The organism is Agarivorans sp. QJM3NY_33, from assembly GCF_050870865.2.
GTDB lineage: Bacteria > Pseudomonadota > Gammaproteobacteria > Enterobacterales > Celerinatantimonadaceae > Agarivorans.
In genome coordinates this window covers 1,012,015-1,032,159 of record NZ_CP194039.2, presented here as the reverse complement: position 1 = coordinate 1,032,159, position 20,145 = coordinate 1,012,015, and the positions used below count along the sequence as shown (strand labels likewise).

Genomic DNA, 20,145 nt, shown 5'->3' with positions numbered 1-20,145 from the left:
GGCCGCGGTATTGAACATAAAAAAGCCGCTCGAAAGCGGCTCATTTATCGTTCCGACTCCGTTACAAAGCAGTGAGCGAATAAGTCATACTCAAATCATCTAATTCCAGTAAATAATCGCCAACAACATCGGTATAAATATCGGCCCCCGCTTCTTCCAGGATACCATCGGCTTCATTATCACCGAGGTTATAAGACCAATCTCCAACCGTATCGAACTTGAAACGCTGTCCGCTTTGCCCATCAAAACTGATAGTCACTTGCCAGATGTTATCTCTGACTAAGCTCATTGCGGTATTTTGCCAAGCATTAGCGGTGCCTCGAAAATACAAGTTCTCGAAATTAGCAACGAAGTTGGCATTGGGGTCCACTACTGTCACGAACACCGACGCTTGACCGGTTTTATCGCCATCGTCAGTAACCGTTAAGCTAAGCTCATAAGAGCCTACGGCATCGTAAGTGATGGTCGTGGTTTCAGTATTTGCACCATTACTCCACAAGTAACCGGTAATGCTGCCATCACTGTCACTAGAGGCTGCGGCACTATAGCTAATGCTTTGACCAATATCGATTTGTGTTGCAGACGCAGTGATCACCGCAGTTGGTGCTTGATTTACATTCTGCTCAACAATGCGATAAGCAAGCTCTTGATCATTCACTTCAACCCAATAAACGCCAGAGACCGCAGTGAAAATATCACCGCCGCTTTGCTCTAACACGCCATCACTATTGTTATCCCCATAGTTTTGACTCCAATCACCATTAACATCAAACTTAAAGCGTTGCTCTGTTTGGCCATCAAAATCAACCAATACTTGCCAAGTATGATCCGCGATGAGGCTCATCGCTGAGCTTTGCCAACCATTCGCAGTGCCACGGAAGTAAAGTTGCTCAAAATTAGCAGCGAAATTTTCCGTCGCAAGACTCAAGAGCACTTCTGTTGAGGCTTGCCCCTCATCATTATCCGTGACCGTAAGCCCGACCGTCATGCTTTGATTAACAGTAACGTCAATCTCCGCGGTGGTTTCGCCAGTGCTCCATAAATAGCTAAGCACTTGACCGTCTTCATCGAAAGAACCTGCCGCACTTAAGGTCACCACACTACCGGCAATCACGGTTTGACTGGCGGGACTAATCACCGCAATTGGCAATACATTTTCAGCAACATTTAAGGTCACCGAAGCGGTATTCGTTTTCCCGGCATCGTCGGTCACGGTCAGCGTAATAGTTTGCGTTTCAGTCACCGTAAGTGTAATGCTTTGGCTGGTTTCACCAGTACTCCAAGCATAGCTGCTAATGCTTCCGTCACTATCGCTAGACCCCGCAGCACTTAAAGTCACCTCGGTGCCGACTGCCACCGTATGGCTAGCAGGAGATATCACCGCCACTGGGGCGATATTACCGTCAACGCCATCGGGGATCCCTGCTAAAATCACGCCACCGGCAACCTGCCAATCACCTTCACCTGCACTGTAATTAGCCCCCCCATTATTATCCCAAGCGCCACTACAACTGTTCGCGACAAATTCAAGCTGATCAGCATTGTCTAAATCAATGCTTAAGCGATACCAATTATCAGCAAGACTTTGCATTGCCACTCCCGGTGCCGTTGTCCAAGTTAATCCGCCATCAATACTGTAATGCAAACACACTTGTCCCCAACCATTGCTGTCCTGGTAGTACACGCTGGAAGTGACAGTTTGTCCAATGATCCGATAGCTCACACTGGTAGACGCTTTTTGCCCCACACTATCGGTCACGGTGACTGAAATGGTAGTCCGCTCATTCAGAGTGAGTGTAATTGTCGGAGTCGTTTCACCAGTGCTCCAAAGATAGCTCGCAATAGGGCCTTCACTATCCGTTGAACCGGCAGCGCTTAGGGTAACCACTGTCCCATGTGCGACCTCTGCATCACTTGCATCAATATCAGCAACTGGACGAGCATCTCCAATAATCACATCATCGGTAAAGAACATTGCTTCACCTGCAACGCTACCGTTGACATCTTCCACCAGCTTGCCATCGACGTGACTGAACTGACCCGCGCCAACATAAACTTGTTGAATAGCCGAACGCGTGATATTACCTTTGCTATCGCGCGCTTCAATATAGTAATCAAGTAGCTGCTCTTGAAAGTCCTCGATATAGCTGAAGTACATGTTGCCGATTTTGTCTGCCGGAACCACCTCAAATATTTCCTTGCCCGATGGCTGCCAGCTCACGCCGTTGATATCGGCACTTAAATCCCGTTCACTCATCGCAAAACTCTGCCACTCGCCAACCCGTGAAGGGTCAACATTTGGATCGCTACTATGGGCACTCGGATCGTATAACTTAAAGGTTTTATCGGTGGCTGTTGCCCACTTATCCTTATGTACCCGAACCTTTACCTTGATGTCTTGAATATCACTCACATCGTAGCCATAGGTATAGATGGCAAATTTAGTATCGGCGTAAACCTTCGCCCAACCCTCGGCCTTACTCGCGTTGGCGCTGCCTGGATTATAAGGGTAGCGCTGCGGCCACCATAAAGAAGGCCCAGTTTTATCCTGACTCAGATTTGCTTCCACATAGGGAACAGAGAAGTGTAGCGATTGATTAAACGACACTGTGGGTTTCACCCCATCATCAATATTCTCATCATAATAACCAAAGCCCGAATCAATCGATGCTAATAAGAAGTACCAGCCTAGCTCCGCAGGATTAGCCCCACCCGCGTAATTGTTCGCAGGATCTCCTTTCAGCGGAAACGACATCATCCAGGGATTCAATTGATTACCAGGGTAGGTCACTTGATGGTCACGTTCGGTACTTGGGCTCCAATAATTAGGGTTATTATCCAACCAAATTTGCTCAGCGGTCTTGGCATAGTTCTCCGCGGCTTGAAGCAACGCAAAATTACGTTCTAAATAATGATATCCCAATTCAAGTGAGACCATATGCTCACGCGTGGCGACAAAGTCGGTGCCATTGGCGGTATTAAAGTCCGCCATTTGCCCCTTCCAAACCCCCATTGGAATATGCCAATGATACCAAGTTGGATCTGCGGAAGAGTCTCGAGTATCAATCCACGAGCCATCTTGAACATGTACCACATCCTCGGCAGGGATCGGGTGTGCGGCCAAATATTCCTCTACCCCCATACCTCGAACCGTAGTATCCGCATAAGTCACATTCCCCGAATTCGCCCAAGTGTTTCCATCACCAGCACAGCCAGAAGAATTATCACCATCGTGCGCAATGGTAAAGAACTGAGTCCGCCCTAAGCTTGCCGCATCATCAACAAATGGTTTAATGACATCAGCGGTCACTTTACACTGATATCCTTCTTCCCAAGAGCTCGCCTGTTCAACCGGAATACCGGCAACTTTGTATTGCTCACCGCTTTCAGGATCGACATACTGCACCCAATGAGGGATCGAGGCGAAGGGAAATTTATTAATGGTGTTTTGCTGTTCATTAAACATGTGCAACTCGGTCCACGCCCCGATATTACTTTCATTCTGTAAGTCCGCTCGATTCGGTGGAGAAATTAAAGTATCGACCCCCGGATCATTTAAATAGGGATAATCACGTAGGGTTCGGGAATAATGCACATTACCCAATACCGACCATTCAATCCCCAGTTTATTTAACACTGGGATGATCCGCTCGGAAAAGCCGAGCTCAGTCGGGAAGAAACCTTTCGATGACTTAAAGGCGTCACCTAGAAAATAATCTTGCGCTAAAGTTACATTTTGATAAATCAAATCTTTTAGAAAGTACTCATTACCCACTAAAGGCCCCATTGTATGGTGACCAGAGAAGTGAATGGTATCTAATGCATTAAAACCGCCTGAGGTTTTAGTATTCGCTTGAACCTCTCGCCAATGCGCTCCCCAACCTAGGTTATATCCGTCTAAATTAGCCAACTCGGCAAAACTTTGTACGTTATTGATCACCGCGGCCGACATGGTGACATGAGTTTGGCTCTGTGGATGATTACCATGATTAGACTTCGCGGTATCCATGGGCCAACTCAGGTAGGCGCCTGTTTTAGCATGATGCTGATAATACGAGACCAAATCATCATGAGGCATCGGCGCCCCGGAGCTTGGAATAAAAAAACTATAATTTGCTGGCGGGTTTTGTTTTAAGTTAATCACTTGACCGTCGTAGGCATAGCGAACCGCCTCCCCGACCGCAAGATTATCGTATTCACTGACATCGTAATAAGGCCAGAAATTGGGCATGTGATTATGGTAAATATGAGTTGCAGCGATTTCTGCATGCGCAGAGACCGACGCTGCCACCATCGTGATGGCGAACATCTTTTTCATGATTTGCTTCCTTTCCCGCACCATAGCCATAGGCATAGCTATTCGATACGCTTTACTTGCTGATTAAAATGCAGAAGCCAAACATGGGTTTGTAGGCCGTTAAGCCGATTATATTTAATTGCCCTATAACGGTTGGATCCTGCGTATTTGATGCCTAAGGCATCACTTGTGAAGTAGAAGTTGAGATGGACTCTACTCCACAAGGCTTCTGTACTTCAGCTCAAAAGCGAACAGGCGAAGTGATTTAGCCATTACGCAGAGTTATCAGAAACATTCAGTATGCTAGTCGCCTTGACGCCAACACTTATTATATAAACCGGAATTCGCTTTGAGATGTAAGCGAACCTTCGACGTTACTTTATAGTTTTAGCAACACTAGCGGGTATACCTTCAATTAAGAAGCAACGAAGTCGATAAACTCGTCAAACATCAAATAAACACAAACAACTTAGTGATAAATTTGATATTTATCACGAAAGCTATCATTTATATTTGAGGAATGGTAAAGATTGCTTTTTGAGAAGAGGATTATCTTGTAAAACCTAAATTTTAACCGCCGAGGCTCTGTATTACATCCAGACTATGTTGATGTTTTTCATCGGCAAACAGCTGCGAAAAATCGGTATTACATAAGCGCCTCACCGAAGGATGTTGAATCATCCGTTCGGCAAATAACAGATGATATTCTTCTTTGAGATCATCGGTAACGCCTAGTAAACGGGTATTAGGATTGGCCAACATATCTTCAGTGTAAATTGCAGGAGCAATAAAAATACCATCGGTATATTCGCCAAATGCTTTCATTAACGCGGCATCATCAAATTCAGCCAATACCGATACCTTTAAACCCAACTGCTCAAACCAAGCCCATAATTTACGACCCAAAGCACTTCGGCGACCAGGCAATAACAAGCTACGCTGCTCTAAACAGGCTGGAAAAGGCAACAAAGGTAAGGGTTCGTTGGCGAAAAAAGCAATACTGCTTTCGCCTAATTTTTTACTGAGTACCCCCTCTTGCTTCGCATGATCTAAGCCGCAGTCGGATAAAATCACATCCAACTTATGTTCAGCGAGTTGCGACAGCAGTAATTCGTGAGTCGATTCCACGCAACGTAAACGAATATCACCATCAGGCGGCACCGTAGATAATAAGATCCGACTCGCCAAACGCTTAGATAATGCATCGGCCACTCCGACTTCAAATAACAACTTTTCTTGTTGTGAATAATTCACAATATCCAGCATTTCGTAGCTTAAACTAAACATTCGGTCAGCATATTTATAAACCAACTGACCTAGCTCGGTCCGAGTGATTTTCGGACCGCGCCGAGTGAATAATTCCCCAGCAAGACGTTGCTCAAGTTGTTTAATTTGGCCGGTAACGGTTTGTGGTGTAATAAATAAGGCTTCTGCGGCGGCCGTCACCGACCCTCGTTTGCAGGTCATCCAAAAATAGTAAAGGTGGTTATAGTTTAAATGCGACATGTATGACCTAAAAGCAATCCCTCTCAGGGGATTGCGTTGATGATTTTAAATGACCTTTCCCCTTGCTAAATGGAGGAATTTTCCCATGATTGACCCAGCCTAGTTTGCGCAGAGTTGCGCAAACTTTTAGCTTCTTTACGAGTCGAGCCATGTAATAAGCCATAGCCAATCAATGCAGCAAGTACCGACCCACACAATATAGCTAAACGGGATAAAGCTATCAATTCACTTTGCCCGTTAAAGGCAAGTGAGGAAATGAATATTGACATGGTAAAGCCAATTCCACATAACACAGCTGTCGCAAATAACTGTTGATTATTCGCACCTGCGGGCAACTTTGCGAAACCAGCCCTGATGGCTAAACGACAACAAACGTATATGCCTAAAGGTTTACCCACCAACAAGCCCAGAATAATCCCTAAAGCAAGCGGGCTTTGAAAACTCGCCAAACTAATGCCAGTGAGAGGGACACCTGCGTTGGCAAAAGCAAAGATAGGCACAATAATAAAACTCGAAGCTGGATGTAGGGCATGCTCAAGTGTCTTTAGCGGTGAACCACCGGTTTTCGCTTTCAAGGGGATCATAAAGCCAACAATGACCCCAGCTAAGGTCGCATGAACCCCAGATTTTAATACCGCCACCCAAAGCACAGCGCCGAGCAGTAAATAAGCGCTTAAGCCTCCGTAACCTCGACGATTCAACAATAACAAACCAGCACTTGCCGCTAACGCCCAAAGCGCCGGAATAATCGCCAATTCACTGGTATAAAATAGTGCGATGACTACAATCACGCCAAGATCATCACTGATCGCCAGAGCCAAGAGGAATACTTTTAGGCTCGCTGGAACACGTTTACCTAATAAAGCCATGACCCCTAGGGCAAAAGCAATATCGGTTGCTGCAGGGATCGCCCAACCTTTCGCCAACTCCGGATCAGTGCCATTAAATATTAAATAAATCGCCGCTGGCACCAGCATGCCACCAACCGCAGCAACCACTGGCAACAATGCTTGTTCTTTCGAAGAAAGCGCTCCTTCGATGAGTTCGCGTTTAACTTCTAAACCGATGACTAAGAAAAAAATCGCCATCAAGCCATCATTAATCCACAACAGCAAAGGTTTATTGATATCTAATTCAGCGATCCTCAGCTGCAAAGGAGTCTCGAGAAAAGAGAAATAGACAGGAGATAACCAAGCGGTATTGGCCATCACTAAAGCCAATACCGCAGCCACCATCAACAAAATACCACCAGCAGCTTCTAATCTTAAAAAACGATCAATAAATTGTTTCATAACAGCCCACTAAAAAAAAGAATGGTTATTTTACCCAGCGAGCAAGTAATTGATATTCACTTCTAATGAGCCTAAGCATCGGTATTTCCGATAATAAAGAAGATAGACTGTAGTTTATACAGCAATGTTCGGCATAAAGATCTATTTTGACTGTAGATGACGAGTGAGATTTAGCTGAGCACTAGACCCGAAAGAGAAGGAAAATTAAATGCAGGAAGAGAAAAGAACTTAAAATGGCTCATAACGCTCAAATAGGTGCGAGATGGCAGGCTAAAGACTTAAAGGAGACTTGCAAAAATAGCGGCGGCCAAACTTAAGGCCGCCCCCATATAACAACCAATAGCAGTCGCTGATTACACCGAAAATGGGTAGGCGATAGGGTCATGATACTGATAGCCACTGACCTCAAAATCATCAAGAGTGACCCAAGTTTCCAAATCTTCCAATGTTTTGATCTTCGGATTAATATGCAACTTTGGAGCCGCAAAGGGCTCCCGCTTCAGTTGCACCTCTTTCATCAACGCCAGTTGGTCTTCATAAATGTGAGCGTTAACAATCTTATGGTAAGCCTTACCAGGTTTGTGACCGGTAATCTGCGCCATCAAAGCCAAGAAAGTAAAGACTTGAATTTGATTGAAATTTTGTCCTAAAGGCACATCACAAGAGCGCTGACTAGAAGTTAAGTAAAGACTATCTCCAAGCAAGGAAAAGGTATGAGTATGCATACAAGGACGCAAACAACCAAGATGAAACTCCCCTGGGTTGTAAAACGATAAGATCTCACCGCGATCATCAATCCCCTGGCTTAAGTCATCCACAATCTTACGCAGTTGATCAACCGTTCCACCATCGGGTTTAAGCCAAGAACGGCCCTGAACACCATATACTCGCCCCATATCATTTTCGCCTTTGCGAGCAGGGTTGTTTAACCATGCCCGATTTTCATTGGCATTGGCTAACCAAGTTGGCGTACCTAAGGCTTTAAACTCGCCAGCATCATTCAGACCCCGAATATAGCCGAGCAATTCAGCAATGGCCGCCTTCCAATAGCTCTTACGAGTGGTCACCAGGGGAAATTCATTATTTGCTACGTCATATTCGAGATCAGCATTAATCACCGTCAAACAACGCTTACCGGTGCGCTCATTTTCAACCCAAGTTCCCTGTTCAACAATCCGTTGACATAAGTCTAAATACTGTTTCATGCTTTGCTCTCATTAGAGTGACGTCGATAGGCCCAGGTGATAAATAATGCGCCAACAATCACCATCGGTAGAGATAACAATTGTCCCATGCTCATCCCAAAACTGAGTAAACCGAGCTGACTGTCGGGCTCACGGAAAAACTCTATAGTGAAACGAAAACAGCCATAAGTGAGTAGAAATGCTCCAGAAATAGCCCCCATGGGTGGCTTACGTTTTGCGTAAATCAATAAAATGAGCAGTAGTGCAATCCCTTCAAGAGCAAACTCGTATAGTTGCGAGGGATGACGAGCGACTAATCCGCCCGAGGGAAATATCATGCCCCAAGGCATATCAGTTGGTCGTCCCCATAACTCGCCATTTAAAAAATTGCCGATCCGCCCTGTCGCTAAGCCAAACGGGATCAAAGGTGCGATAAAATCGGAGACGGTAAAGAAATGACGTTTAGTATGTCGCGCAAACCAAAACATCGCGGTAATCACGCCGAGTAAACCGCCGTGGAAAGACATTCCACCTTCCCAGATTTTAAATAGATAAAGTGGGTTGTCTAAAAATAGTGGTAACTGATAAAACATCACGTAACCAACCCGTCCGCCAAGAATCACTCCGAGAAAACCATAAAATAACAAATCACTAACTTCGGCGCGAGTCCAGCCGCTGCCAGCTTTATCAGCCATGCGATTACCTAACCACATCGCAAACATAAATCCAAGTAAGTACATTAAGCCGTACCAACGCACGTCTAATGGGCCAATACTAATAGCAATCGGATCAATCTTAGGAAACACCAAAGGAGTAGACACAATAAGTAGCTCTATTTAACGAATATAAAGAAAGGGCATTTTGCAGTGAATCACAAGATGAAACAAGCGTATCAAGCAAGCTTATCCATTAATGTTTACTTACACGAACAAACTGCGATAACTGTTGCTTCTCTAAGTAGTCATAAAGTATCTGGTAAATTGCCGACCCCGTTTGACTCGCCAATACCTTTTCTTGTAACTGAGCAAAATCGGCCTGCTTCACATGACGAACAATGTATTTAATTTTAGCCAGATTAAAACTACTCATACTTAAACGGCTATACCCCAGAACCAGCACCAATAAAGCGCCCACAGGGTCCCCTGCCAGTTCACCACAAAAACTCACTGGAACATCATACAAATTGGCTTGTTCAATTATGTGCTTCAGCGCTCTCACGACCGCCGGATGAAAGGTATCAAACAATTCAGCGACTCGGGTATTATTACGATCCACCGCTAATAAATACTGGGTTAGGTCATTGCTGCCCACCGACCAAAAATCAACGCGCTGCGCTAACTCTGGCAACAAAAACAACACCGAAGGGACTTCCAACATCACCCCATATTTCGGCGGTTCTGGCGGTTCCTCTAAACTAAGTTCTTCAACCACTTCTGCCCAGGCTTGTTCCAGCAAACGAGAAGACTCATCGACTTCGTTCAAACTACTGATCATGGGTAACATGATCGACAAATTACCGCATTCGATGGCAGCTCGAAACATCGCTCTCGCTTGCACCAAGAAAATTTCAGGGTGATCTAACGTCAGTCGGATACCACGCCATCCCAAAAATGGGTTTTCTTCAACAATAGGGAAATAAGGTAACTGTTTATCGCCCCCCACATCGAGGGTACGCATACAAACATTCTTACCTTGATAACTGCTTAAGATATCGCGATAACGAACAAATTGCTCTTCTTCAGAAGGAAAACGATCTTGCATCAAAAATGGCACTTCTGTGCGATATAAACCGACGCCATCGGCACCCGCATTAATTGCAATATCGCTGTCAGCACTCAAACCTGCGTTAATTAATAACTCAATGGCTAAACCATCTTGAGTGACTGCTGGTTTATCCAATTTCTGCTGAACCAGACTATTAAGCTGATCTTCTTGGGCAAGAAGCTTATTGTACTCGTCTTTTAAAAGTTGGTCTGGCTCTACAAATAACTCCGCCGAATAACCATCTAGCAATAATTCACAGTCTTGCAACTTATTCACATCGAAACTCAAGCCCATTAAGGCTGGCACCCCCAAGGCTCGAGCCAGAATAGCAGCATGAGAATTCGCCGCACCGCGTTGCGACACGACGCCAGCAAGTAAATGCCGAGGCACCTGAGCAAACATTGTCGCGGTCACCTCTTCAGCAACCACAATCACGGGTTCCGAGGGTAACAAGCCAGCACTAGGTCCCATTTGCAAAGCGTGTAATAAACGTAAACCAACGTCTTTAACGTCAATTGCCCGCTCCTTCAAATAAGGGTCGTTCATCTCGGCAAATAAATTAACATAGTGTTCAACGACCAAACGCAAAGCTGATTCGACATAATAACCTTGGGTTATTTTTGCACGAATATCTCCGGCCAAGCTAGCGTCAGCCAACATCTGTTGATAAAAATCAAAAATTGACGCGACGTCTTTTGGTAACTGCTCAGACAATTTAATCGCCAGACTATGAAACTCATCCCGAGCAATATCTAAGGCACCATTAAAACGTTGTAACTCAATATCAACATCTTCACACTGCTCAATCCGTTGCTGTTCAAGCGCCCCGGTTGAACGGTTTAACCAAGCTTTAGCAATCGCAATACCACTCGAACTGGAACCAGCCTTAATCGCCTCGGCCCATTTCTTTTTCTTGGAGGGCGCATTAAGCACCGCGTGTAGATCGGAATTCGCGAGGACTCCCGCTAAATGAGTCGCCAAAGTCACCAAGAATGACTCTTCACTCTGATCAAAGCTTCGCGCCTCTGATTGCTGGACGACCAATACGCCCAGTACCTTACGCTGATGGGTAATCGGCGTGCCTAAGAAAGAAAAGAAGCCTTCTTCCGCAGTTTCAGGAAGATATTTAAAATGCGGATTAAGCCGAGCATCGGCCAAGTTGATCGGCTCTTCGCGTAAGGCCACCTGACCAACCACGCCTTCGCCAAGGGGCATTGCCGCCTTACCAATAGCGCTGGCGGCTAGGCCTTCTGTTGCTCGCAGAACTAAGCGTTTTTGTTGATGATCCATGACATATACCGAACAACAATCGGTTTGCATCGTATAACGGATCTTCGTAACTAAAATTGCCAAAGCACTGTCGAGAGTATCGGCATTGCTTACCTGTTCAACAATGGCACGTAACTCTGCTAACACTTCTTAAGCTCCTTTACGTTTCTTAAAACGTCGCCGTTTATCTTTATTTGGTACCTTATCTGGACGGTGATAAGGCATTGCCGAAACCACAAACTCTTTGAGAGCACGACGATATACTTCTCGTTTAAATGATACGACTTGCCGAACCGGGTACCAAAAACTCACCCAGCGCCAATCATCAAACTCTGGGTGTCCACAACAATCAAATTTAATACTAGATTCTTGACCCACTAGACGCAGTAAAAACCACTTTTGTTTTTGTCCGATACAAACTGGCGGACTATCCCAACGAATTAAGCGCTTCGGTAATTTATAACGCAGCCAATGTTTGGTTGTTGCCAAAATTTTTACATCTTGCGGCAGCAAGCCTACTTCTTCATGCAACTCACGATACATCGCTTGTTCAGCCGATTCCCCTTCATCAACGCCACCTTGGGGAAACTGCCATGAATGTTGACCATATCTACGTGCCCACAATACCTGACCACGCTGATTACAAATAACGATGCCGACGTTGGGGCGATAACCATCCCCATCAATCACTGAAACAACCTTCAGCTAAAAACTATAGATAAGTGATTCTTTCACAGATCGTCAAGCTCGGCAAATACGCTTATCACAAAGGAACAAAATTGTAATAACACCCGCTTAAGCAAAGTTATTCGATTTATCTGTGAGAAAAACTGTGTATAACTTGGGATAAAGCCCAAAACTAACATTTTCAAACAATAAAAGTCTAAAAAATAACATACATAAAAATACAAAATAACATTAAAAATCAATATCTTAATTTTGAATAGGAAATAATTTTTCAAGTTTATCTAGATTCGCACTGTTCATAACTTTAATTGTTTAAAAAAACAACACATCTCCATAAAACGGGTTTATTCTCATCAGATCGCCTTAATTATAGACATTCTGAGTTAAATAGAGTCTTTCTGTGCATAAAATACTAGTTAATAACAATTAACAATAGTTATCCATAGATAATGTGGATAAGGTTGTTTGTAAGTCTAAATTAGCTATGAATAACGTTTAACTATCCACCAACCGATTCAAAGAGAAAAAATAAAACCACCAATAATCAATAAGTTACACTATAATTATGGCTATTGGATAAGCTGCTGCATTTACTGCGCAGCTTCTATACAATAGCCTTTTACCCACAGTTAACGAAGCCATGATCAGCAAACCAAATAGTGAAGCCGAACTCTACGCTCGCGCCCAATCCTTAGCCGGACTGAGTCTTGGTGAATTAGCATTACGTGAAGGCTTTAGCATTCCCGCTAACTTTAAACGTCAAAAAGGCTGGGGGGGTCAACTGATTGAATGGTGCCTAGGGGCAAGCGCTGGCAGCAAGCCGATTCAAGACTTTCCCGAACTAGGCATCGAATTAAAAACGATCCCAATTGATGCACAAGGTAAACCTCTGGAAAGTACTTATGTATGTATTACGCCGCTCACTAATGTGGCAGGGCTGACTTGGCATCATAGCAATGTCTACAATAAGCTTTCGCGAGTATTGTGGATCCCCATATTGGCAGAACGAAGCATCCCTATCCCGCAACGGATTGTCGCAAACCCAATTTTGTGGAGCCCTTCAGCGGAGCAAAACCAGCAACTCCAAGCTGATTGGGAAGAGCAAATGGAGATGATTAGCTTTGGCCAAATTGAACAAATAACGGCACGCCAAGGACAAGTACTACAATTACGTCCTAAGGCCGCAAATAACAAGGCAAGAACTGCCGCCATAGGACCCAATGGCAGCCTAATTCAAGTACTTCCTCGAGGTTATTACCTTAAAACTGTGTTTACTCAAGAGATCCTTCGACAATACTTTCAACTTTAAAAAAACCAATCTACTATTGACCAAGCTCTCACTTTTTTGAAAGAATCACTATTGGTCACAATGTATACGGATTTATTTTATCTCTCGGAGGAGAATAGCATGCCCTTAAAAAAGCAATATCTAAAGTCAAAACCTGAAGTAAAGGTCACCTTTGAAATTGAAAAGGAAGCCACCCAAGACGCCGCGCAGATCTATTTAATTGCCGAATTTAATGAGTGGCAGCCGATAGAGCTAACCAAACTCAAAAATGGCAAATTTAAAGTCGTGGTCAATGTTCCCACGGACCAACAAGCAAGCTATCAGTTTAAATATAAACTGTGCTTAGCTGATGGGACCGAAACCTATGACAACGATTGGCTCGCAGATAGCTATCAGAACAGTGGTGTTGGTGGTGACAACTCAGTCTTAGAAATCGCCTAGACTCGCGCACAAAAAAGCCCGCATACGCGGGCTTTTTTCTCGAAGAAGTAGACTTACTTCGTCGCCAACTTTTCTTTAATACGGGCTTTCTTACCAGAAAGTTCACGTAAGTAGTAAAGTTTAGCACGACGAACGTCACCACGACGCTTAACAGTAATACTCTCAACTAGCGGGCTATGAGTTTGGAATGCACGCTCAACGCCTTCACCGTTTGAAATTTTACGAACAGTAAATGCTGAGTGTAAACCACGGTTACGCTTAGCAATTACTACGCCTTCAAACGCCTGTAGACGCTCACGATTACCTTCTTTTACCTTTACCTGTACAACTACTGTGTCACCAGGAGCGAACGCAGGTACGTCTTGCTTCAATTGCTCTTCTTCGAGCTGTTTAATAATATTGCTCATTACTATTTCCTAGAATTAACTGAATCTTTATTTATTATCCAAGGGCGTTTGCTCTTGGATGAACTCAGCAAGAATCTTCTCTTGCTTGTCAGTCAGAGCTAGATTCTCCAATAACTCCGGTCGCCTCAAATAGGTTCGCCCAAGTGCTTGTTTGTAGCGCCATTCTTCAATTTTTTTATGGTTTCCACTGAGCAGTACCGGAGGTACCGCCTGCCCATCCAAAACTTCTGGACGAGTATAATGTGGACAATCCAACAATCCATCAGAGAATGAATCCTGCTCAGCTGAAGCTTTATCCCCCAAAACTCCCGGAATTAACCGCGAGACGGCGTCTATCATATTCATTGCTGGCAGCTCACCACCACTTAACACATAATCACCAATCGACCATTCTTCATCAACTTCGGCTTGAATTAAGCGTTCATCAATGCCTTCATAGCGACCCGCAACTATAATCAGCTTTTGCTGTTGAGCTAACTCCATTACTCCATCTTGCTTCAAGGTACGCCCTTGCGGTGACATATAGATCACCTTAACCCCATCACCAGCAGCCTGTTTAGCAGCATGAATCGCATCCCGTAAGGGCTGTACCATCATTAACATACCAGGGCCACCGCCGTAAGGCCGGTCGTCCACCGTACGATGACGATCATGAGTGAAATCACGCGGATTCCAACACTCAATCTTAACTAAGCCACGTTTTACCGCACGCCCAGTCACACCGTACTCGCTTATAGCATGAAACATTTCCGGAAATAGACTCACTATTCCCACCCACAACTGTGGTGTCTGCTCAGCCATAAAGGAACCTAAAAACTAGGATCCCAATCAACAGTAATAGTTTGAGACTCGCGATCGATGTTATCAATTATCTGAGACTCTACGAACGGGATTAACCGTTCCTTTTTGCTAAAGGCATCTTTTAAATTGGCTTTCACAACCAAGACATCATTCGAACCTGTTTCCATTAAATCGGTCACATGTCCTAAGTCATAGCCACTGCGATTCACCACTTTCATGTCCATCAGGTCACGCCAGTAATATTCATCATCAGATAGCTCCGGTAGAACCTCCGGCGAAGCCGCAATATCCATCCCGGTTAAACTCTGAGCTTGTTCTCTCACATCAAAGCCCGCAAGCTTCACGATGAAAGATTTACTGTGTCGCCGCCATTCTGTCACTTCAATCGAAGTATACTCACCAGAACGACCTATCAACCAAGGTTGATAGTTAAAAACAGCTTCCGCATCTTCAGTGAACGAGTTAACTTTAAGCCACCCTTTAATACCGTAAACGGCACCTAAGCGACCTATCACGATGGGCTGTTCTTTATTGCTCATCTTAACTCCACTAAAAAAGACTGAATTATGCTGCTTTTGAATCTTTGATTAGCTTAGCTACACGGTTAGAAACCGCAGCGCCTTGGCCAACCCAGTGATCAATGCGGTCTTGTTCTAAGCGAATACGCTCTTCTTGACCACGAGCAATCGGATTGAAAAAACCTAATTTTTCAATGAAACGACCGTCACGTGAATTACGGCTATCAGTAACAACTACTTGATAGAATGGACGCTTTTTTGCGCCGCCACGTTGCAAACGAATGGTAACCATATCGTCCTCATACTAGTTAAAAAATTTAAGGTCCCTAAATGGGAGTCCCGCTAATTGAAGCCGCGGAATTGTACTCCTTTTTGGGTTAATTGCAAGTTATAAGGCCAGCTTAAACGGAGTTAAATCAGCAATGGATGCAGGTTTAAAGGCTTCGTTAAGAATCGCAGATTTTCTGGTGAAGTCGAAGCCCCTCAGCCATCAACTGAATCGCCTTGTTCTGTAAAACATTTTTGACAATATGAGTCACTTAGCCCAGCATAAGTCGCCTGTTAAGTTGTAAGGTGCGCAGAGAATGAAATACCAATGGATCCTATTTGACGCTGATGAAACGCTATTCAACTTTGATGCCTTTGCGGGGCTCAGACTGATGTTCTCACGCTATGGGGTTAACTTTAATGAGCAAGACTATCAACACTATCAAACCGTTAATTTACCGCTTTGGGTCGACTATCAGGCCGGAAAAATATCCGCTCGCGAACTCCAGCAGCAGCGCTTTAGCCAATGGGCGGCCAAGTTTGGACTTCATCCACAACAACTAAATAGTGCCTTTTTAAATGCCATGGCCGACATTTGCAGCTTATTACCGGGAGCCAAAGAACTTCTAGATGCTTTATCGGGCAAAGTCAAAATGGGGATCATCACCAACGGGTTCACCGCCTTACAAACGATCCGTTTAGAACGCACTGGTTTAAAAAGCTATTTTTTCCCACTGGTTATTTCCGAACAAGTCGGTATCGCTAAACCGCATGTTGATATTTTTAATCATGCCTTTAAGCACATGAAGCATCCTGCAAAAGACTCTATTTTAATGGTGGGGGACAATCTGCACTCGGATATTCAAGGCGGGATTAACGCAGGTATTGATACTTGTTGGTTGAACCGACATGGTCATGCTAAACCTGAAGGGATTGCGCCTAAGCACGAAGTGAATTCACTTAAAGAACTGCAACACCTACTGATGACTGCTTAAGTAAGTTGCAAGTCAAAATGTTAAAAGGAGCATCGCCCTTCAGCTGATGCCCCTTTCTGTTATATGAACCTTTACCCTTTTTAGGCCGCTCCACTTTGCTTTTAAACAGTGGACTGGTGACTAAAGCTTTAAGCGCATTATCATTGATCTGGCCTCGGCCATGCGCATGGGCAAGCTGCTTAGCCCGTTTGTTTTTGTGACTCATGTTCACCTCATTAGTTAGTGTTACAACACCGCCCTTGGCGACGAAGTGAGCAATTATATAGCAAGTCTCATCAATTAGTACAACAATGTAATCATGTCATTCATCACCGAAGGATCGCTCAACTTGAATCCCTACTTTCCCCAAAATGTCCATAAACACTATCACGCCCACGTGTATTTCGATGCTACGAGCCTCGAATTTGCGACACAGCTATGCCAACAGGCCGCGCAAAAATGCGCGATTAAAATGGGGAGAGTGCATCAAACCTTAGTTGGCCCTCACCCACATTGGAGTTGCCAGCTTAGTTTCTCAGAACAACATTTTGAACAGCTCATTCCTTGGTTAGAAGCACAACGCCAAGACTTAAACATTTTGGTGCATGCCCAAACCGGTAATAACTTACGCGATCATACCGAGTACGCCTATTGGCTAGGAACTCCCCAATCTTTAAATTTATCGATGTTTAAAAAAGGTAGCGATGGTGAAGATGACGACAGTTAAGCAAGCCAAACCTTGACTGACACGCGATAAAGCATACTGAGTTACCGAAACGCGATGGTTTCGCCCATGTCGATTTGCGACATCAAAAAAAGCCGCTCTGTTATTTCACAGAGCGGCTTTTAAGCACAAGCTAAAACTCAAGTTAAAGAATTACTGACGCTCTAAAACAAACATCTGATTTTCAGCACCCGCCTTACAAGTATATTGGATGATATTAGCACCATCAGCCGCTGACTTAGACGCCACATCTAAACACAACTCACTATTTCGGTTAATGATTCTCCATTTACCTGAACCTGCAGCTTGGAAGCGGAACTGTTGATTCGCACCACCCCAGTAATCATAGAGTTGTACATTGGCTGCTGCACTGGTTGAAGAAGAAGCCACTTCTACCCCTTTCGTTGAAGCATTCACTGGCGAAATACGATGCCAAATACCATCCACGTTAGAGATAACAAACTTCTGGCAATCGTTAGCTAACCAACTAAATTGCTGCACATTCGTCCCATTACTGCTACCACAGTTGGCAACATCAAGCGCTTTCGCACTATGCAATGGTGAAATTTTGTAGGTGCCATTCACGGTACCATTCACCACCGAGCTTCCGCCATCGGAACCCCCACTGGTATAGCCATTATAAACTTCAAACTCGGCGATTTGCGGGCTTGCGCTCGCAGCCTGAATCACAAAGCTCAGCTTGTTCAAGTTGACGTCAGAGAAAGTAATCACATCTGGCACCGTACCGCCATTTGCCAAAGTTTCACCCGTATCATAGTTCACTAATGCCCAAGAACTAATCCGCCCCTCGGTGCCTGAAGATGGAACAATTCTTACGGCGTTGATAGTGGTATTTAGATTTTTAACGTTAATGGTACCGGTTGAGCCTGAAGGGGCCCAATAGGTAGCGGTGTCACCATCAATCACATTACCGTAACTGGTACCACTGGCTTTAGAACTACCATCTGCGGCAGCGTTTAAGGCAAGATTCTCACCATCACCAGGAACCGTAGGATCGGTCGGATCGGTTGGGTCAGTTGGATCGGTTGGGTCAGTCGGATCCGTCGGTGAACAGCTCCCGTCAGACACAGCCAGGCCTTTATTTGCCCCGGCAGCCGCTAACACCAAGGCAGGAACACAACTTGCGTCATCCATCGAGTAACTATACGGAATACTAATAGAAGTGGTTGAAACAGGGTTCGGTCCAGCGGGGTGTAACTTATCATCGTCAGACGACCAACTCACGTTGTCCCATATATTGCCACTCACCTGCCAATAACCCATATCATTGGTATAGAAAGTCCCTAAAGGATCGCTAGAATCTTTCACATAGTTATTTTCAGCACGAATTTGGCCGCCAATTCGAGGATTCATTCCCGAAGAGATTAAACCATCATAGTAATTGTTGTAAGAGTGAGCCGTTGCGTGTCTAAGCAAGGGAGTGCGAGAGTTAATATTTTGGTAATAGTTGTGATGAAAGGTCACTGGACCATTGGTGTCATCACTATCGCTAGAGCCAACCAAACCACCCCGTCCAGAATTGCGTAATATACTGTAAGATAGCGTGACATACTTGGTGGTGGCTTTCATATCAAATAAGGCATCATAGCCGTCACTTTCTCCGCCGCTGGCCTCTAATGTGACGTGATCCACCCAGACGTTATATACATTACTCTCCATACCAATGGCATCCCCACCATTAGAGGTTGGTGAGCCTGATTTTTTAACATTCCGAACGTGAACATTTTGAATAATAATGTTTGATGCCGCTCGTAGATGAATACCGAGCTCATCAAATAAAGCGCCACTACCGACCCCAATAATACTAATATTACTGACTTCTTTTAGTTCAATTTTATCTGCTGCTGTATTACAACTATCGCCAGATACTTGACTGGTATTACCGTGATTAATAGTGCCCTCAACTCTAATAATAATAGGCGTATCACTAGAGGCTCGATTACATAAGGCTTCGTGAATTTGGGTACCGGTACTGGCATAAACAACCGCACCACCTTGTCCCCCAGTCGTTCCACCATTTTGAGTAGCAAAACCGCCGTTGGCTAAAGCCCCCGCTGTATACAAAGACACAGCAATCGCTGTCGCCTTCAATGTAAATAAAGAATATTTCTTCGCTTGCATTATCATCTCAAATCCTATTCAAATTCATGTAAAGGAATGACAAATCTGCATATACATCATGCTACAACTTGATAATATCATTTCTTATGATCTTATTTTAATGAACACACCCAACAGATTTAAAGCCATTATAAAAATACATAAAAAACAATTTAAAACTTATATATTTAGGATTAAATACAACCTCCCACAAGAACTAAAAACCTATCACCCACAAAAAAACACAAAACAAAATAGCGGATCTAAAAAAACAAACCGTTATTTCGATAATCAATAGTTGTATAAAGTGAGTAAGAAATCAACAGAGTAATTTGGGAATGTTGAGCTATTTCACACTAATGATTTTATAAAACATTCCTAAACAAAAAGTAACGAGCAACTCAAGGATAAAACAGGTGCCTATAAATTAATCATTAAGAGAAAAAGGTCTAAATGATTTACATCACATAATAAAAAAACAATCCTCCCCCAATTAATATAACCACAATAAAACCCCCAACATACTGATATATAATGAAATATATGAACCACTTAATTCATCAAGAAGATTCGCAATCAATGATTGACCTTGAATTTAATCATCG

General features: G+C 44.1%; 17 protein-coding genes. 4 read left to right on the top strand and 13 right to left on the bottom strand.

The window, feature by feature from the left end; all coding sequences use genetic code 11:
- Positions 1–61 precede the first annotated feature (61 nt).
- From ACRRSY_RS04645 to rppH, 7 genes are all read right to left on the bottom strand, one after another.
- Positions 62–4,318 (bottom strand): PKD domain-containing protein, encoded by a 4,257-nt coding sequence (locus ACRRSY_RS04645; RefSeq protein WP_432464433.1) that lies wholly within the window; start codon positions 4,316–4,318, stop codon positions 62–64.
- A gap of 549 nt (positions 4,319–4,867) precedes the next feature.
- On the bottom strand, positions 4,868–5,803 hold the full coding sequence (gene nhaR, locus ACRRSY_RS04640; protein WP_432461040.1) for a transcriptional activator NhaR: 936 nt from the start codon (positions 5,801–5,803) through the stop codon (positions 4,868–4,870).
- Positions 5,804–5,868: 65 nt separating this feature from the next.
- Positions 5,869–7,095, bottom strand: a complete 1,227-nt coding sequence (nhaA, locus tag ACRRSY_RS04635; RefSeq protein WP_432454312.1) for a Na+/H+ antiporter NhaA — start codon at positions 7,093–7,095, stop codon at positions 5,869–5,871.
- A gap of 353 nt (positions 7,096–7,448) precedes the next feature.
- Positions 7,449–8,300: a thymidylate synthase gene (locus tag ACRRSY_RS04630; RefSeq protein WP_432464432.1), complete on the bottom strand. Its 852-nt coding sequence runs from the start codon at positions 8,298–8,300 to the stop codon at positions 7,449–7,451.
- Entirely contained in the window at positions 8,297–9,103 is an 807-nt protein-coding gene (gene lgt, locus ACRRSY_RS04625) for a prolipoprotein diacylglyceryl transferase (protein WP_432456095.1), read from the bottom strand. Before lgt ends, ACRRSY_RS04630 begins: the two co-directional genes overlap by 4 nt.
- An 85-nt stretch (positions 9,104–9,188) precedes the next feature.
- On the bottom strand, positions 9,189–11,459 hold the full coding sequence (gene ptsP, locus ACRRSY_RS04620; RefSeq protein ID WP_432464431.1) for a phosphoenolpyruvate--protein phosphotransferase: 2,271 nt from the start codon (positions 11,457–11,459) through the stop codon (positions 9,189–9,191).
- A gap of 3 nt (positions 11,460–11,462) precedes the next feature.
- Positions 11,463–12,002 carry an RNA pyrophosphohydrolase gene (gene rppH / locus ACRRSY_RS04615; RefSeq protein WP_432464430.1) on the bottom strand — a complete coding sequence of 180 codons (540 nt, stop codon included), beginning with the start codon at positions 12,000–12,002 and terminating at the stop codon, positions 11,463–11,465.
- A 637-nt stretch (positions 12,003–12,639) separates the two neighbouring features.
- Here rppH and mutH point away from each other — a divergent pair.
- Both mutH and ACRRSY_RS04605 read left to right on the top strand, forming a co-directional pair.
- Positions 12,640–13,308, top strand: a complete 669-nt coding sequence (gene mutH, locus ACRRSY_RS04610; RefSeq protein ID WP_432454318.1) for a DNA mismatch repair endonuclease MutH — start codon at positions 12,640–12,642, stop codon at positions 13,306–13,308.
- A 99-nt stretch (positions 13,309–13,407) separates the two neighbouring features.
- Positions 13,408–13,728: an isoamylase early set domain-containing protein gene (locus ACRRSY_RS04605; RefSeq protein ID WP_432454320.1), complete on the top strand. Its 321-nt coding sequence runs from the start codon at positions 13,408–13,410 to the stop codon at positions 13,726–13,728.
- 53 nt (positions 13,729–13,781) lie between these two features.
- On the opposite strand, the gene rplS is transcribed toward ACRRSY_RS04605, so the two are convergent.
- The 4 genes from rplS to rpsP are packed head-to-tail and all read right to left on the bottom strand — an operon-like array spanning position 13,782 to position 15,746.
- Positions 13,782–14,135, bottom strand: a complete 354-nt coding sequence (gene rplS / locus ACRRSY_RS04600) for a 50S ribosomal protein L19 (protein ID WP_432454322.1) — start codon at positions 14,133–14,135, stop codon at positions 13,782–13,784.
- A 27-nt stretch (positions 14,136–14,162) separates the two neighbouring features.
- A complete protein-coding gene (gene trmD, locus ACRRSY_RS04595) occupies positions 14,163–14,936 on the bottom strand; it encodes a tRNA (guanosine(37)-N1)-methyltransferase TrmD (RefSeq protein ID WP_432454323.1) in 774 nt (257 codons plus the stop codon).
- An 8-nt stretch (positions 14,937–14,944) separates the two neighbouring features.
- Positions 14,945–15,475, bottom strand: coding sequence for a ribosome maturation factor RimM (rimM, locus tag ACRRSY_RS04590; RefSeq protein ID WP_432464429.1), 531 nt, complete (start codon positions 15,473–15,475; stop codon positions 14,945–14,947).
- A 25-nt stretch (positions 15,476–15,500) separates the two neighbouring features.
- Entirely contained in the window at positions 15,501–15,746 is a 246-nt protein-coding gene (gene rpsP / locus ACRRSY_RS04585) for a 30S ribosomal protein S16 (RefSeq protein WP_432454327.1), read from the bottom strand.
- Between the two features lie 292 nt (positions 15,747–16,038).
- On the opposite strand from rpsP, the gene yjjG reads away from it, so the two are divergent.
- Positions 16,039–16,716, top strand: a complete 678-nt coding sequence (gene yjjG / locus ACRRSY_RS04580; RefSeq protein WP_432464428.1) for a pyrimidine 5'-nucleotidase — start codon at positions 16,039–16,041, stop codon at positions 16,714–16,716.
- Here yjjG and ACRRSY_RS04575 read toward each other — a convergent pair.
- Positions 16,682–16,921, bottom strand: a complete 240-nt coding sequence (locus ACRRSY_RS04575; protein WP_432454329.1) for an alternative ribosome-rescue factor A — start codon at positions 16,919–16,921, stop codon at positions 16,682–16,684. The genes yjjG and ACRRSY_RS04575 overlap by 35 nt on opposite strands.
- A 123-nt stretch (positions 16,922–17,044) precedes the next feature.
- Between ACRRSY_RS04575 and ACRRSY_RS04570 the strand changes: the two genes are divergently transcribed.
- The gene (locus ACRRSY_RS04570) at positions 17,045–17,422 is read left to right on the top strand and encodes a DOPA 4,5-dioxygenase family protein (RefSeq protein WP_432454330.1); all 378 of its coding nucleotides are present in this window, start codon (positions 17,045–17,047) and stop codon (positions 17,420–17,422) included.
- Between the two features lie 150 nt (positions 17,423–17,572).
- On the opposite strand, the gene ACRRSY_RS04565 is transcribed toward ACRRSY_RS04570, so the two are convergent.
- Positions 17,573–19,561, bottom strand: a complete 1,989-nt coding sequence (locus ACRRSY_RS04565; RefSeq protein WP_432464427.1) for a pectate lyase family protein — start codon at positions 19,559–19,561, stop codon at positions 17,573–17,575.
- Positions 19,562–20,145 lie beyond the last annotated feature (584 nt).

What these genes read in the sequence shown, in the direction of transcription:
- trmD (WP_432454323.1), bottom strand. Translation starts at nt 14,936, where the DNA reads ATGGCTGAGCAGACACCACAGTTGTGGGTGGGAATAGTGAGTCTATTT.
- rimM (WP_432464429.1), bottom strand. Translation starts at nt 15,475, where the DNA reads ATGAGCAATAAAGAACAGCCCATCGTGATAGGTCGCTTAGGTGCCGTT.
- ACRRSY_RS04605 (WP_432454320.1), top strand. Translation starts at nt 13,408, where the DNA reads ATGCCCTTAAAAAAGCAATATCTAAAGTCAAAACCTGAAGTAAAGGTC.
- rplS (WP_432454322.1), bottom strand. Translation starts at nt 14,135, where the DNA reads ATGAGCAATATTATTAAACAGCTCGAAGAAGAGCAATTGAAGCAAGAC.
- nhaA (WP_432454312.1), bottom strand. Translation starts at nt 7,095, where the DNA reads ATGAAACAATTTATTGATCGTTTTTTAAGATTAGAAGCTGCTGGTGGT.
- ACRRSY_RS04645 (WP_432464433.1), bottom strand. Translation starts at nt 4,318, where the DNA reads ATGAAAAAGATGTTCGCCATCACGATGGTGGCAGCGTCGGTCTCTGCG.
- rpsP (WP_432454327.1), bottom strand. Translation starts at nt 15,746, where the DNA reads ATGGTTACCATTCGTTTGCAACGTGGCGGCGCAAAAAAGCGTCCATTC.
- yjjG (WP_432464428.1), top strand. Translation starts at nt 16,039, where the DNA reads ATGAAATACCAATGGATCCTATTTGACGCTGATGAAACGCTATTCAAC.
- ACRRSY_RS04575 (WP_432454329.1), bottom strand. Translation starts at nt 16,921, where the DNA reads ATGAGTCACAAAAACAAACGGGCTAAGCAGCTTGCCCATGCGCATGGC.
- ACRRSY_RS04630 (WP_432464432.1), bottom strand. Translation starts at nt 8,300, where the DNA reads ATGAAACAGTATTTAGACTTATGTCAACGGATTGTTGAACAGGGAACT.
- mutH (WP_432454318.1), top strand. Translation starts at nt 12,640, where the DNA reads ATGATCAGCAAACCAAATAGTGAAGCCGAACTCTACGCTCGCGCCCAA.
- ACRRSY_RS04565 (WP_432464427.1), bottom strand. Translation starts at nt 19,561, where the DNA reads ATGCAAGCGAAGAAATATTCTTTATTTACATTGAAGGCGACAGCGATT.
- nhaR (WP_432461040.1), bottom strand. Translation starts at nt 5,803, where the DNA reads ATGTCGCATTTAAACTATAACCACCTTTACTATTTTTGGATGACCTGC.